The 15234-nt window shown below is 44.4% G+C and carries 10 protein-coding genes; 4 read left to right on the top strand and 6 right to left on the bottom strand.

What is annotated here, in order from left to right; all coding sequences use genetic code 11:
* The first annotated feature begins 157 nt into the window (after positions 1-157).
* Positions 158-538, top strand: a complete 381-nt coding sequence (locus tag GTQ48_RS06455) for a glutathione S-transferase N-terminal domain-containing protein (RefSeq protein ID WP_163105695.1) — start codon at positions 158-160, stop codon at positions 536-538.
* A gap of 107 nt (positions 539-645) precedes the next feature.
* On the opposite strand, the gene GTQ48_RS06450 is transcribed toward GTQ48_RS06455, so the two are convergent.
* Positions 646-2385 carry a protein adenylyltransferase SelO gene (locus tag GTQ48_RS06450; protein ID WP_163105694.1) on the bottom strand — a complete coding sequence of 580 codons (1740 nt, stop codon included), beginning with the start codon at positions 2383-2385 and terminating at the stop codon, positions 646-648.
* 854 nt (positions 2386-3239) lie between these two features.
* Here GTQ48_RS06450 and GTQ48_RS06445 point away from each other — a divergent pair.
* Positions 3240-4253: a 2-dehydropantoate 2-reductase gene (locus GTQ48_RS06445; RefSeq protein WP_163105693.1), complete on the top strand. Its 1014-nt coding sequence runs from the start codon at positions 3240-3242 to the stop codon at positions 4251-4253.
* A 147-nt stretch (positions 4254-4400) separates the two neighbouring features.
* Here GTQ48_RS06445 and asd read toward each other — a convergent pair whose 3' ends face one another.
* The gene (asd, locus tag GTQ48_RS06440) at positions 4401-5570 is read right to left on the bottom strand and encodes an aspartate-semialdehyde dehydrogenase (RefSeq protein WP_163105692.1); all 1170 of its coding nucleotides are present in this window, start codon (positions 5568-5570) and stop codon (positions 4401-4403) included.
* A gap of 330 nt (positions 5571-5900) precedes the next feature.
* Here asd and GTQ48_RS06435 point away from each other — a divergent pair, with 330 nt between their 5' ends.
* On the top strand, positions 5901-6320 hold the full coding sequence (locus tag GTQ48_RS06435; protein ID WP_163105691.1) for a CBS domain-containing protein: 420 nt from the start codon (positions 5901-5903) through the stop codon (positions 6318-6320).
* Positions 6321-6446: 126 nt separating this feature from the next.
* On the opposite strand, the gene GTQ48_RS06430 is transcribed toward GTQ48_RS06435, so the two are convergent.
* Positions 6447-9488, bottom strand: a complete 3042-nt coding sequence (locus tag GTQ48_RS06430; protein WP_163105690.1) for an efflux RND transporter permease subunit — start codon at positions 9486-9488, stop codon at positions 6447-6449.
* 3 nt (positions 9489-9491) lie between these two features.
* A complete protein-coding gene (locus GTQ48_RS06425) occupies positions 9492-10565 on the bottom strand; it encodes an efflux RND transporter periplasmic adaptor subunit (protein ID WP_420837594.1) in 1074 nt (357 codons plus the stop codon).
* Positions 10566-10733: 168 nt separating this feature from the next.
* Here GTQ48_RS06425 and GTQ48_RS06420 point away from each other — a divergent pair, with 168 nt between their 5' ends.
* Complete coding sequence (locus GTQ48_RS06420; RefSeq protein ID WP_163105689.1) at positions 10734-11345, top strand: TetR/AcrR family transcriptional regulator; 612 nt, start codon at positions 10734-10736, stop codon at positions 11343-11345.
* A gap of 84 nt (positions 11346-11429) precedes the next feature.
* Here GTQ48_RS06420 and GTQ48_RS06415 read toward each other — a convergent pair whose 3' ends face one another.
* Together GTQ48_RS06415 and GTQ48_RS06410 are read right to left on the bottom strand one after the other, a co-directional pair.
* Complete coding sequence (locus tag GTQ48_RS06415; protein WP_163105688.1) at positions 11430-11921, bottom strand: GNAT family N-acetyltransferase; 492 nt, start codon at positions 11919-11921, stop codon at positions 11430-11432.
* A gap of 130 nt (positions 11922-12051) precedes the next feature.
* Positions 12052-15228 (bottom strand): efflux RND transporter permease subunit, encoded by a 3177-nt coding sequence (locus tag GTQ48_RS06410; protein WP_163105687.1) that lies wholly within the window; start codon positions 15226-15228, stop codon positions 12052-12054.
* Positions 15229-15234 lie beyond the last annotated feature (6 nt).

The following is a 15234-nucleotide window of genomic DNA, read 5'->3' as shown; positions in this document are numbered from 1 at the left end:
CGCTCAGCGTATGGATATAGAAGAATTAAAAACTTTTTTAAGAATACGAACGCTAGCATTGCGCACATCAATAAATTTCCCGATCTTAATTATCAACAGGTGACACTAAGTAGTACAATCACGCCGTCTTTTCATCATTCGTTAGTAGAGCTGTAAAATGAAACTCTTTATAAACCTTATTCGCAACTTACTCGGTGCCATCATCGCGTTTTTCGATGTTATTACCCGCGGCACAAAACTAAAGCGTTCGCCAGAAAAGCAAGTGCAAGTGGCTGAAGAAAGTCAGAAATTAGCGTTGTACCAATTCTTTGGTTGTCCTTTCTGTATCAAAACGCGAAGAGCAATGTATAAATACAATGTACCCATTCAAAAGCGAAACGTATCAGAGGGTTCGCCCTATAGAGAAGAGTTGTTACAGGGCGGCGGAAAAATTCAAACGCCATGCCTTCGCATCGAAAACGAAAAAGGCGTTGAATGGATGTATGACTCTAAAGCAATTATTGGTTACTTAGAAGAGCGTTTTGTCGAAGCAAAATAACGATGAAACTGATTGCGCTGTCTGAGATGACAGCGCCTTAATTTAGATATAAACAGCATTTTGAAGTAACTTGTATTCGCTCTGGGTGCTATGTGTGCTGCGCGGTGTTAAGAAGAACAACTATAGTGAGAAATGCCACCCGCGCCAAAAAATTCTCTTGGGCGCAACCGGTAATACTGGCTTTGCTCATGTTCTGACCGTTCATCGTATGGCTTGGTAAGCATGTCTTGCAAAGCGTGAATGCGTTCGAAGTTACCCCCTTCTGCGTCTTTATACGCTGGCACCACGAACCATTCACGCCACGTAAATTTAGGGTTAGTAAGCTTCATTCTTCTCGCGCATTCGTCAACATTATCTGACTCTTTCCCTGTCTCTTCAGATGACTTTTCACCTGATTTTTCTAGCTGTGCTCGCCAATTTTGAATCCACTTATTCCACTGAGCAACCATATCCTCTTTTAGTGGTGCGTAAAAACTCGTCGTCAGCGCTTCAACATCACTAGGAAGGTGAGATAGTTCTCTGAAAAAGTGGTTAAAGTCTGCACCCGTGCGCATCATTAAGTGTAAAAGTTGAAGCAGTAGTTCATTATCATAAGCAGCAAGCCCCAGTTTTGCTGCCCACATGGTGTTCATTTTTTGCTGCATAACCGAGGCGAAGTTTTCGTTTATATTGCGCAGTGCCTCTAGTTCCTGTGGCGTGTCGGTAAGCAATGGCTCAATTGCACGACAAAACATGCCGAAGTTCTTTTCTGCTGCTACGGGCTGATTAAGGAATGAGAAGTGGCGACCTCCACCCGTCCATGGTTGGTAAGCTGGGTCGAACAGTTCACAAAACCCAAATGGTCCGTAATCCAGTGTATAACCTCCCGCCGCGCAATTGTCGCTGTTGAAATTACCTTGGCAATAGCCTACTCGAACCCAGTGCGCCACGAGCGATGTGAGTCTGTCTCGAAACGCAGTAGCAAGGGCGACTAGCTGAGCTTCAAATGGCTGGTTAGTATCAATATCATTCTTATACTCACGCTCAATTAAGTGCTCAACCAGCAGTTTAAGCTCCTGCAAAGACGAAGGGTGTTGATTGCTTCTTGCCCTTCTTCCGAAAAGCTCCAATTGACCTACTCTTATAAATGAGGGGGCAACGCGGGTTGATATGGCCACGAGATTTGGCACCATCACTTCGGGGTCTTGGGAGTTCGACCCCTCCAAATACCAAGGTCTGTCCACCGTTTCCGACTGAGACATAAATAAGCTGAGGGAACGAGACGTAGGAATGCCTAGTGCGTGCATATGCTCTTGTACTAAAAACTCTCTCACACTGGAGCGCAACACAGCCCTGCCGTCGGCACCTCGGCAATATGGTGTTCTGCCTGCGCCCTTTAACTGCATTTCATAGCGCTTTTTGTTAGTCACTGTCTCCAATATAGAAAGGGCTCGCCCATCTCCATACCCATTGCCTGTTGAAAATGGACACTGCTGAATATATTCAGTGCCGTAGATTGACAGTGCATAGCCGGTAGCCCACCCATGTGGTTTTATATCAGAGGGGAGGGAAGACATATCACCAGAAAATAAGCGCATAAATTCAGGCGTGTGAGCCAGGCTATTATCAAACCCCAATTCCTTAAAGAAGGTGTGACTATGAGCGACATACTTCGGGTTAGCTATTGGGGTAGGCGTTACCGGTACGTAATGGCCTGAGAAAACTTGTCTTGGATTGTGCTCACTGCCATCGACTCTGGCATCTGGGTCCATAACAAGGCTGTTGAGAAACGAGTAATCAAGGTGTTTTGCAAGGTCGCTTACTGTTTGAATGGGTTGTTGAGTTTTATTTTGTTGATCATCTGACATTGGCGCCTCTTTAAAACCATTTGACTAGAGCGACATGCTACTACAAATGTATTGAAAGACACATCTGTAGTGCAAAATACAACTCGCGGTACTCCATACGTGAGTAGATATCTGAAGGTGCAATGGGTAAATATCTTCTGCAATAAAAGCATCATTTAACGGTAATAATTAGGGATACTTTCTAACGGTGCTAATTTAGGGCTGGGGTACAGTAGTTTATCAACAGCCGTTTGCACTAAGCTTATACGCATCACAATAACGTGTTTCATTTGTCGCTATTTCTGGCACAGATTTATACATTTTAGGGCTGCGCTATGAAAAACATATCTTTCGCTCACAAAATTTTCGATGGAGTCGTTCTTCTTCTTGGCATAACACTATGCAGTAAACTTCTTCAATACAGTGTTCTTAGTTATTTAAACCTTCCGTTTTCTATTAACCCTATGTCTTTTATTGGTGAGGCAGACTTAGCGTTAAATGCCTCTTCTCTTTCAAAGTATAAGTACATTTTTTTCGACTTTGTTTGTTTCGCTTTCTTTTACTTTACGCTCAAAAAAATGCGCTCATTCATTCGTCGGTTGCAAAGGAGAGCAAACATATAAACAGGCAACTGGCGTGTTTACTTTTTGATGGATTAAGAGCAACCTAACTATCTAATGTGTTGGCATACTGCTGATTTATATTGCAGAACAATAAGGGTGGGATATGCGACTGCATCCATGGTTAGGCCGATAAATAAGATGTTTTAGATGATTGAAGTTAATAGCTCGTCTTATTAGTAGGTCGTAGCAGGCTAACAAAAAATGTCGATTACGTAGCGCCAACCAATTAATGCTCTACTGGATTTGAAACTAATGACAAATAATAAAACTACAAAAATAGTCATACTCGGCGCAGGCAGCGTGGGGTGCTACATTGGTGGGTGTCTAATTGCCGCTGGGGCCAATGTAAGTCTGGTGGGAAGAGCCCGCTTACAACACGATATTGCGCAGCACGGGTTGCGATTAACCGATTGGGAACATCGAAATAGCACGGTGAGTGGCAGTGAAATTCATTTCACTACAGATAACGATGTACTTGCTGCAGCCGACTTCATATTACTGTGCGTTAAAAGCTTAGACACAGAGAGTGCAGCGGCATTGATAAAGCAATATGCCTCCCCAAATGCGGTAGTGGTGAGTTTTCAAAACGGCGTTGGCAATGGCGAGTTGCTTCAAGCCTCACTGCAACAAACAGTATTGAAGGGGATGGTTCCGTTTAATATTTTTTATCAAGGTGAAGGGCATTTTCATTGTGGCACTCAAGGCAGCTTAGCAATAGAAAATAAAGATAATGTTTGCCAGGCACTCCTCACGCAGCTACACAATGCAACACTGCCCGTTGATGTTTATAATGATTTGACTAGCGTCCAGTATGGTAAGTTAATTATTAACCTTAATAATGCGGTTAATGCACTCTCTGGTATTCCACTTCAGCAACAGCTAGGTAATAGAGATTATCGAAAAGTAGTCGCAGCAGTACAAAAAGAGGCGTTGGCTGTGCTTAAAGCTAAAGGGATTACGCCAGCGCGATTGGGTAAGGTTATACCCTCTCTTATGCCGTATATTTTGTTACTCCCAAACGGCCTCTTTAAGTTGGTTGCCGCCTCCACGCTAAAAATAGACCCTCAAGCACGCTCTTCCATGTATGAAGATCTAGAGCTCAACAGGCCAACTGAAATCGATTTTCTAAACGGGGAAGTTGTGCGTAAAGGCGCAATACTCAATATCCATACTCCGGTGAATAGCCATATCGTGTCATTGGTTAAGCGAGCTGAAAAAAACGGAGCGGGGTCGCCGCACTTGTCGGCCAGCGAGCTGATGCCCTGAATAGGACGAGCTATTCTCACATAAAAGCTCCGTTTCTTTGCAGAAACGGAGCTTTTTATTACAAATGCAAAAATGTTATTGCGCATCTTTTGACATCAAGTTACGACATCAATTTTTCGCGCATTTAGGAAAGCCACAGCCCGTTTTTTAAAGCTGATTTTCAGATGCAGCCAATACTATGCGCAGCATTCTGCGAAGTGGTTCTGCGGCACCCCATAAAAGCTGATCGCCTACGGTGAAAGCGGAAATATATTCTGGCCCCATTGCAAGTTTGCGAACTCGACCAACAGGTATGGTTAATGTCCCCGTTACTTTGGCGGGAGTAAGCTCCTGCATAGTAGCGTCTCTATCATTAGGAACCACTTTTACCCACTCGTTGTGTGATGCCAAAATTGTTTCTATTTCCTCTACAGGAAGGTCTTTTTTAAGCTTAATGGTAATGGCTTGACTGTGACAACGCATTGCACCAACACGCACGCAAATACCGTCGATAGGTATTTCCTTTTGCGCAGCGTTGCTAATGCCTAATATTTTATTTGCCTCAGCTTGCGCTTTCCATTCTTCGCGACTTTGCCCAGACGGTAACTGAGAGTCAATGTAAGGAATAAGGCTGCCCGCTAGCGGTACGCCGAACTGTTCACTGGGGTAATCGTCACTGCGAATAAACTCTGCCACTTGCTGGTCGATATCAAGAATGGCGGTCGCTGGGTCTTCAATGCTAGCTTTTACATTGTCAGAAATAGCGCCCATTTGCGAGATAAGCTCTCGCATGTGTTTAGCGCCAGAACCCGATGCAGCTTGATAGGTCATCGGCGATGCCCATTCAACTAAATCTTTTTCAAACAGACCACCAAGTGCTAATAACATCAATGAGACGGTGCAGTTGCCGCCCACAAACGTGCGAACGCCAGCGTCTATGCCAGATGTAATTTCACTGATATTAACCGGGTCGAGTACGATAATAGCATCGTCATTCATTCGAAGTGCAGACGCTGCATCTATCCAATAGCCATTCCATCCGGTTGCGCGCAAGTCTTCGTAAACGGCTTTAGTGTAATCACCGCCTTGACACGTAATAATGATATCTTGCTGACAAAGTGCATCAATATCGAAGGCATCTTCTAAGACACCATTTCCATTGTGAGTGCCATCACTTGCGGAATTGCTACCAAAAACTGGGGCAGGTGTGCCCTTTTGTGAGGTGGTAAAAAAGGTGGGCTCAATATGCGCAAAATCGTTTTCTTCTTGCATGCGCTGCATTAATACTGAGCCAACCATACCGCGCCAGCCCACTAAACCTACTTTTTGTTGTGCCATTGAATTGAGAACCCTTGTTGCTAAAATGATAAGTATGAGCCTTTCTGTAGCGTAAAGTTACGTACGAAAGCCTTTGTTGTAGTATGCTTTACGCACACTGCGGTTTACCTGTCGTTTTTATTTTTATGTTCGCAGTCTAAGGGGTATTGCGGGCTCTTGCTAGCGGGTTTTTATACATAATCCTTTCGATTTATTACTTTATTATTTTATAAATGATGATTGTGTTGGGCTTTGCGTCAACGGCAGTTGTCCTTGCTTTTATTTGGTGCACTTTTTATCCTCGAATCTTACAGCTTCAATTTAACTCAATAGCAAAACGAGACCTTTAGTATGAGTGTTGCAAATATAATGTCTAAACGCGTGGTGAGCGTTTATATGGATGACAGTTTACAGTCTTTGCGCGAACTGTTTGCCGCAACGGGCTTTCATCACTTGGTGGTTGTTCATGACAACAAGCTACAGGGTATTATTTCGGACAGAGACTTATTGAAGGCCGTTAGCCCATTTGTTGATACTATTAGTGAGCGAATGGCCGATAGGGCAACGCTGGACAAAAGGGCGCATCAGATAATGACCCGCGAGGTTATTACTCTGTCTCCAGAATCATCAATTTTCACCGCTATTGAGCTATTCAATAGCAACAAAATATCCTGTATTCCCATTGTCGATGAAAAGTCACAGCCGGTAGGTATGGTGTCTTGGCGCGATGTGATGCGCTTTATGCAGCAGCGTGTTGAATCGAAGCGGTAACGCTGCGAGAGGGTGAGGGAAGTACGTTTTTAAACAACCAAAAAACAAAAAAGCGGCCAGTCCGCTAACTGGGACTTTGGCCGCTTTTTTCTGTATATCGCTTTCGTTCTTAGCCGCTACTTAACCTTAAGATTTACGGTAGCTCACTTTAAACAACAGGCTGTAAAGCACAGGTACAGCGATGAGCGTTAACACGGTAGCAAAAGACAGTCCGCCCATAATGGTCACCGCCATATCCGCAAAGAATGGATCGAACAACAGCGGCGCCATACCTAAAATAGTGGTTACAGCAGCTAATGCGACGGGTCTAACACGGCTTAACGTAGCTTCTACAATGGCTTTTCTAATGGCCAGCCCTTCCTCAATTTGAAGGTCAATCTCTTCAATCAATACAATGGCATTTTTAATTAGCATGCCAAACAAGCTTAAAAAGCCAAGCAATGACATAAATCCAAAGGGCATGTCGGTTGCTAGCAAGCCAGAAACCACGCCTACGACGGCCATTGGCACTACTAGCCATATAATAAGCGGCTGTCTAGCATGACCAAACAGAAGCACTGATATGATAAACATCACTAAAAAGCCTGCAGGTAGCCCCGCGCCCAACGCTTTTTGAGCATCTCCAGAACTTTCAAATTCACCACCCCATTCAAGATGGTAGCCTGGCGGCAATTCAATAGATTCAACCACAGGACGTATTCTCTCAAATGCTTTTGCAGCGGTTTCATTGGGGCCTGGTTCACCTTCAACCGTGATGGTGCGCAGGCGATCTCGTCGATGAATTCGCATTTCTTCGGTAATCAGTTCGAGACCTTTTGATACCTGTGTAAATGGCACATATTGGCGTTGCTGTGACGACCACACCTGTGACTCGCGAATAGACTGAAGTTCAGTGTCTTCTGCCTTACCCATTTTGGCTATAATACTGTAGGCATAGTCGCCGTCTTGCACCGTTCCAAGCTGTACACCACTACTTGCATATTGCACCGTTTGGCTAAAGTCAGAATGAGAGACGCCTGCAATACCAGCGTTGTAATTGTCGTACTGGGTATTAATGGCAAAACCTTTCTCACGCCAGTTATGGCGTACATCAATAATTTGCTCATCGTCAAAGAACAGCGCCTTTGCTTGCTCTGCCAATTCTCTTAACACTTCTGCATCAGGCCCTGAAAAGCGAGCCTCTAATTTTGCGCCCGACCCAGGGCCAAACTGCATGCGCTCCATGTAAAAGTTTGCATCAAAATCTAAGTCGCTGAGCTTATCAGCAAGTTTAGCTTGAATAGAGGGGATAGCATCGAGTGTTTCTGACCGCACCATGAAAAACGCATAGTTTTCGTTAGCGCTTTTAGGGGCATAGGTCAAAGTAAAGCGATCTGCACCTTGGCCTATAAAAGTAGTCACCGCCGTCACGTTTTCCATACCAAGAATGCGTTTTTCAGCTAGTTGAGCTATTTCTTCAGTAGCGCGAATGTCGCGGTCTTGTGGCCCCCAATAATGAACAAAAAACAACGGCGCATTCGACGGTGGGAAAAAGCCTTGCTTTACCATGCCGAAGCTTCCGTAAGCCACAACGGTAATAACGACAAGGGCTGCTATGGTTATCCAGCGAAATTTAAGCGCTTTTAATAGTGCGCCCTTAAAGGCACTCAGCATGGCAGATGGCTTGTCGTTTTCACCTTGCGACATGCCTTTTCTATAAAAATAAGCGCCTAGCACGGGTACTAGCGTTACGGCTAGCACCCAACTGATCATAAGCGACACGAGTACTACGGCAAACAGTGAATAAAGGAATTCGCCGGTGGCATCATTTGATAAACCAATGCCTGAGAATGCGGCTATACCTATTACTGTTGCCCCTAATAATGGCCATTGAGTACGTTTTACAATAAAGCTTGCTGCACTTTTTGCCGTTGTGCCCGTGGCCATTCTAAGCATCATGCCTTCTGCTACCACAATGGCGTTATCAACTAACATACCCATGGCAATAACCATTGCGCCTAACGATATACGCTGAAGCTGAATACCCATTAGCCACATAATGAGGATTGTACCTAACACGGTAACAAGCAATACGGTGCCAACCACAACGCCTGAGCGCCAGCCCATGAACAGGCACAAGGTCAGGGTTACAACGGCAACCGACATCACAAGGTTGGTGATAAAGCCATCTACCGACTCGTCAACCACTGAGGCTTGATCGTAAATAGGCGTAAGGGTAATTCCCACTGGTAGTTGCTTTAATAGCTCGTCGACTTTGGCATTAACACGCTCGCCCACATCTACAATGTTGACGTCTGCAAGGGCAGATACGCTTAACGTTAATGCCTCGGCGCCATTGTAACGCACTAATACCGATTGAATATCAGCAGGTTCAAGTTTAAGCGTTGCAATGTCTGCTACGCGCAAGGAACGATTAGTACCTGGAATTACCACAGATAAGTTAGATATTTCTTCTAATTTATCGGGAGCACGCTCGACGATAATGCGAACATTTTTTTCATCTACTTTTACCCGGCCGCCGTTAAACGGGCGCAGATTGTCTTGAAACAGTGAGGCTAAATCTGGAAAAGAAATACCTAGACCCGCAAGCTGATAGGGGTCTATGTAGGCCACAATCTGTTCGTTTTGTACACCCGTCACATTCACTTTGGCCACGCCGTCTGTGGTAAGAAGGTCGCGGCGAATAATACGTGCAAATTCGCGAAGTTCTCGTGTGTCGAAGTCAGGTGCACTTAGGGCGTAATACAAACCGTACACATCGCCAAAGTCATCATAGACAACGGGGTCTTGAGTGCCAGTAGGAAGGGAGCTTGCTGTATCCCGAATGCGCTTTCTTAGCTCATCCCATATTTGCGGCAGCACATCACTGTCGTAAGTACTTTTAACTTCAACGGTAATTTCAGATAGTCCTGGCGATGACACCGAGTTTACTTTCTTCAACTGAGGCATTTGCTGAATAGCGATTTCTAATCGCTCGGTCACTTCTCGTTCTACTTTTTGTGCACTTGCGCCAGGGTAGGCGGTATACACTTTTACTTGCTTAATCGTAAACGCAGGGTCTTCCAAGCGACCTATTTTAGTCATTGCCAAAATGCCGCCCAAAAGCAGTATCACCACCATTAGCCAAACATTAACCGGCTTATCAATTGAAAAGCGTGCTATATCCATGAATTACTTCTCTCCTTTGTAGGGAAGTACTTTCATGTCAGCGGTCATCTTCGTTGCACCAGCAGATACAACTCGCTGACCTAGACTAATATCGCCTTCGATGATGGCAAGCTCGTTCTCAATGTGTTTTACGTTCACCGCTTGCTTAGTGACGCGGCTGGTGGCTTTATCAAAAATCCATACTGCAAACCCATTGTTCTCATCGCCAACCAAAGACTTAACTGGAACAACTAGGCCTTCAGGGTACATAGAACCTTGCAAGCTCACTTTTACAATAGCGCGAGCGCCTGGTGTTAGCGGTAATTCATCCCGAGGCTCCATGGCAAAAACCACTTCATAAGTCTGCGACACCGGATCGGGTTGAGTAGAGTGTTCTACATAGCTTACCGGATACCATTGGCTTCTATTGGTGGCAAGGGTTGCGCTGGCTTGCTTAATACCACGGCCTAAATTTGCGGTAAGCAAACGCTCTGGCACGTTAATGTTAAAGTATATTTTTGACACGTCTTGCAGACGAGCAATGGGTGTACCTGCTGCAACAAAGCTGTTGTTCTCTACCAATCGTTGAGACAGCTTGGCATCAAATGGGGCGTAAAGTTGGGTATAACTTAAATCTTGCTCTGCGTTTTTAAGGTCCAGCATTGCTAGCTCATACGATGTTTTTGCTGAATCTAATGTGCTTTGCGCCACTAGCTTTTGCGAAAACATTTTTTCTATGCGGTTAAGCTCACGCTCAGATTGCTCTAAACGTGTTTTTGATTCTTCCATGCGACGTTCAAAGGGCTTTCTGTCTATGGTTGCAAGCAGTTTGCCTTTTTCAATATCGTTGCCGGTGACTAGATCGGTTTGAATAAGACGTCCAGACACTTCAAAACTCAAATCTACTGTTTTTACGGCAGATACCACAGCCGGAAACGTAAACTCATCAAAATTAGGAATATTACTCACATCAGCAAGCTTCACATAGCGTGGTGAGTCAGGTTCTGATGTTTCACTTTTTTCAGACGTGCACGCAGCAAGTGTGAATAAGGTGAGGGCGGTGACAAAAGCGGTACGAGAGATTCGCATCATGGACATAGTGTTTTGTAATCCATATTAAGTAAGTAAATGGGAGTAGAAGAAACAGGATAGACCGACGAGTGTTTCTTCACAAAGTAAACTAATGAGTGCATTTTAGTTTGGTCACATTGAAAAGTAAACTGTTCAGTGTAAAATGAGTGACAACATTCATTAAGACTTTATTAAATGACTGAAACTACACGTAAGCGAAGCGACAAGAAACGCGAAGCGATCATTCAAGCCGCTACTCAAGCGTTTCAAGAGTTTGGGGTTAACGGCACCAGTATGGATAAACTGGCGGAGCTAGCGCAGGTGTCGAAGCGAACGGTATACAACCATTTTTCAAAAAAAGAAGAATTGGTGATGCATTTAATCAAAGAGCAATGGAAGAGCGCTTTGGTGAATATTGGGGTTGAGTATCAGCATGATTTACCCCTCAACGCTCAGTTAGAAGAGCTTGTTTTTCAAGAAGTCACGTTTATGTGTAGCGAAGGTCACTTAGAGTTAGCCCGTGTTGCCATAGGACATTTCTTTTACGAACCAGAAAAACTGAAAGACGAAGTTGCGCAACTGAAAGCGCAAGAGTCGTCGTTACATCGGTGGCTTAAAGCGGGAAAAGCCGATGGTCGATTGGTGTTTGACGACCCAGAGCAGGTGGTTAATGAAATCGACAGCTTAATTAAAGGGCAGTGTTTTTGGCCGCAGCTGTTTAAGATAGAAGACACAATAAGCGAAGACGACAAGCGGCGAATTACTCAAAATATTGTTGCACTCGTGCTGTGTAGATACGCAAGCTAGGGTCTTCAGATACATTCAGTTTTATATAAAGCAGCCCATAAATAGTCATTGCCTACTGCAATAGGCAATGACCTCGATACCACCTTACTGACCCGTTTTGGCAAAATTCACTAAGGTTTCGCCATCCATTCTATAGCCTAACCATTCACTTTTCGCTTTTGCACCTAGTGATTCATAGAAATCGATAGCCGGTGTGTTCCAGTCAAGTACGCTCCATTCAAAGCGACCACAATTTGATGTTACTGCAATATTCGCAAGGTGCTGAAGTAGGGCTTTACCTGCACCTAACCCACGAGATTGTTGGGAGACATAAAGGTCTTCTAAATACAGTCCGTTTTTGCCCTGCCACGTAGAGTAGTTGAAGAAATAAACAGCGAAACCAATTGGTGCACCATCATTTTCACAAATAACGCAATGCGCTGTGGCTTTATCACCAAATAGGGTGTTGTGTAAGTCAGCTTCTGAGGCTTCAACTTCGTGCTCAGCTTTTTCATAGATCGCAAGCTCTAGAATAAACTGGCGAATTTGATGGATATCTTGTGGCGTGGCTTGGCGAATACTTAGCGCATTACTCATGGAAATTCCTTATTTACTCTATAAAAAACGTCGGCCTTAAAAATAAGGCTGACGTTTGCTCAGGGCGTTTTATCTATGTTAAACGTTTTTGCAGTGCTCTGTGCGCTATTTTTTAAACGAGGGCCAAAGGCTAATCACTACCATTGCTATCAACAGCAGGTTCGCTGGAGCCTATATCCACATTTGAATTAAGGCCTCTGCTTCCAAACACTTTTCTTTTTATCCATGAAAAGGGCAGCCTCAAATCAAGTAATATTAAATAGAGGCATGGCACTAAAATTAGCGTAACTAGGGTGGCATAAAGAACTGCAAACCCAAGCGCGGCTGCCATTGGCACTACGAAGGCCGCCTGTAGACTAGTCTCAAACATGATGGGTAAAACCCCAACAAAGGTGGTTATTGAGGTTAATGTAATAGCCCTAAAGCGCGCTGTACCTGCTTCAACCACAGCGTGTTTTACACTGTAACCCTGGCTGCGTCGCTGATTAACAAAGTCGGTCATTACCAGGGAGTCGTTAATAACAACACCGGCGGCGGCGATTAAACCAAAGGTAGACATCATAGAAAGGTCTAACCCTAAAATAAAATGCCCCCAGATAGCCCCTGTAAGACTAAACGGAATAACCGACATGATAATGAGCGGCTGTCCGTAGCTTTTTAACGGCACAGCAAGAAGTATATACACCATCACCATCGCGGCTATGAAAAATAAGACCTGTTCATTTTGTTGAGCCTGTTGTTCTTCAATGTCACCGCCAAGCTCGGTCATCACCGAAGGAAACTCCTCTTTAAGCTGAGGTAATAAGGTTTCTTTAATCTCTTCTACCACTTCATTTGGCTCAACGGTTTCCTCGTCAATATTGCCCCATACGTATACGCTTCTGTATCCACCTTCTCGGCGGATATAACTAATACCTGGTTTTTCCTCAAGTACGACAACATCGCCAAGCATGACTTCTTCGCCAGTGGGAGTGGTAATGAGAGAGTATTTTAATTCGGCAAATCGTTCGCGAGTAAGCTCAGGATAGCGAACCATAACGCGCACCTCTTCACCGTTGCGTATTACTCGTTGTGCTTCACCACCGTAGAATCCAGCGCCAACTTGGGATGCAATGTTCGACAGGGTAAGCCCTAAATCATAAGCCACCGGCAACAATGACATCTGCACTTCTTTACTGGGCGGGTCGATAGTAGAACTGACATCAAAAAGCCCATCCTGCTGCTGAAGCATTTCAATAAACTTCAAGCCTGCGGCGTTCAACGTATCAATATCGGGGCCAAAAAGAAGATAACCGAATTCGCCGTCATCACCACCACCGCCGTTAACATCGTCGATAACCGTGAATGACTTCATGCCGCTAATTTCAGGTATAGCCTCTCGCCAGCGTCTAGCCAGCTCAAAGGTATCGATTGGTCGTTCATCTTCATTCACTAATGGAGTAAGAATTCGCCCTTCATTGCGGGAGTTATTAAAAGCCAGTCTGTCGCGAACCATGCCGGTGCCAAATTCTTCTATTAGCTCTTCTTCAACACTAAGAATGGTGTTTTCGACAACCTTTAACGCATTAATTGTGGCAAGGTCAGAGACATTTTCGTTCATTTCTATTCTGACACTAGGAAAATCATGGGGGACTTTAGGGTTAGGTACCATACGTACATAATTGGCGCTTATTAGCCCCCAACTGATCATAAGAAGAGCAACAAACATCATAAACACTACCCAGCGCGCATTGATCGCCGCTTCAACGGTACGTTTGTACGGGCCGTTTATAATACTTTGAAAGCGCTTATTAAATTTCGCGCGCCAGCTGTCTGGTTTAATAGGGGAAAAGTTCGTGTGTGCTAAGTGAGCTGGCAATATCAGTTTCGATTCAACAAGGCTAAATGCTAAACACAAGATAACCACGACAGCGATATTATAGAAAAATGCACCCTCGGGCCCGCTGCTTAACGTAAAGGGGGCAAAAACAGCGATAGTGGTAAGTACACCGAATGTAGCCGGTGTTGCTACACGCTTGGCCCCGCGAATAACATTATCTACACCGCCGCCCTGATTTTCAATTTCGGTATAGGCGCTCTCACCAATAACAATGGCGTCATCTACTACTATCCCAAGCACCATAATAAACGCGAATAAAGAGAGTATGTTGATACTAATGCCAAACAACGGCATCAGCATTACCGCACCTAAAAAGCAAACGGGGAGGCCAACCATTACCCATAGCGCCAATCGAAACCGCAAAAATAAGGTGAGCATAAAGGCAACGAGCACCGAACCTTGAATTAGGTTTGATAGCATCATGTCCAGTCTTGCATTAAGGTAGTAGGTTAAATCTACTAACACTTCAATTTGTACATCTTCGGTAAATGACTGATTTTTTTGTTCGATGTATGCTTTGACGGTTTCTGCAACGGGAATGGTATCTTGTGTTTTTGTGGCCTTGACCGCCATTGAGATAGCATTCATGCCGTTGTATTTAAAGTATCTTTCGCCCTCTACGAAGCCGTCATTAATATAGGCTACATCACCAAGGGTCACGCGAGCACCACCCGCGCCTATTTTCACTGGAATCGCAGCAAATTCTTCACCGCTGTAAAACTGGTTTTCAACACGTACCGATACGAGGCCTGCATTAGTGCGAATTTGTCCCGCTGACATGTTTGCTGAATAGCTATTGATTGCACGAGTGATATCAGAAATTGACAGGCTATATTTTCTAAGCGTATCTGGCTTTATTTCTATGGCAATTTCGTCATCAGGTGCTGACATTTGCACAAGAGACACATTGCCTAGCTGCAATAGCTCATCTTCTATTTCTTTCGCAATTTTCTTTAAATCTGCAAGGGGAAGATTACCGACTAAAGGCATTTCAATAACGTCTTGTTGAAACTCTACCTGCGAAACATTGACCGGCTCCATACCAGCTGGAAAGGTAGCAATGCCGTCTACCCGCAGTTTTACCTTATCAAGGACGTCCGTGAGCTCTGCTTTTGTTTCAATCTCAAGACTGACAGTGCCGCTACCTCTAAACGCCCGAGAAACCGTGCGTTTAATTTCTGTGATGTCTTTAATGGCTTCCTCAATCTTTATAAAGATACTCTCTTCTATTTCTTGAGGGGAGGCGCCAGGATAATTTGCATTAATGGTGATGTAGTTAATTTCAATGTTGGGAAACATTTGACGTTGTATGGTTAAAAAACTGGCAATGCCCATAATAATGATAAAAACCATTAATAAGTTTGCGGCAACTGAGTTTCGCGCAAACCAAGCGATAAGGCCGTGCTGAGTGTCGTTATGAGTTTCCATGGCGGT

The sequence above is a fragment of the Alteromonas genovensis genome, from assembly GCF_010500895.1.
Classification (GTDB): domain Bacteria; phylum Pseudomonadota; class Gammaproteobacteria; order Enterobacterales; family Alteromonadaceae; genus Alteromonas; species Alteromonas genovensis.
This window is presented reverse-complemented; position numbering and strand designations above follow the sequence as displayed.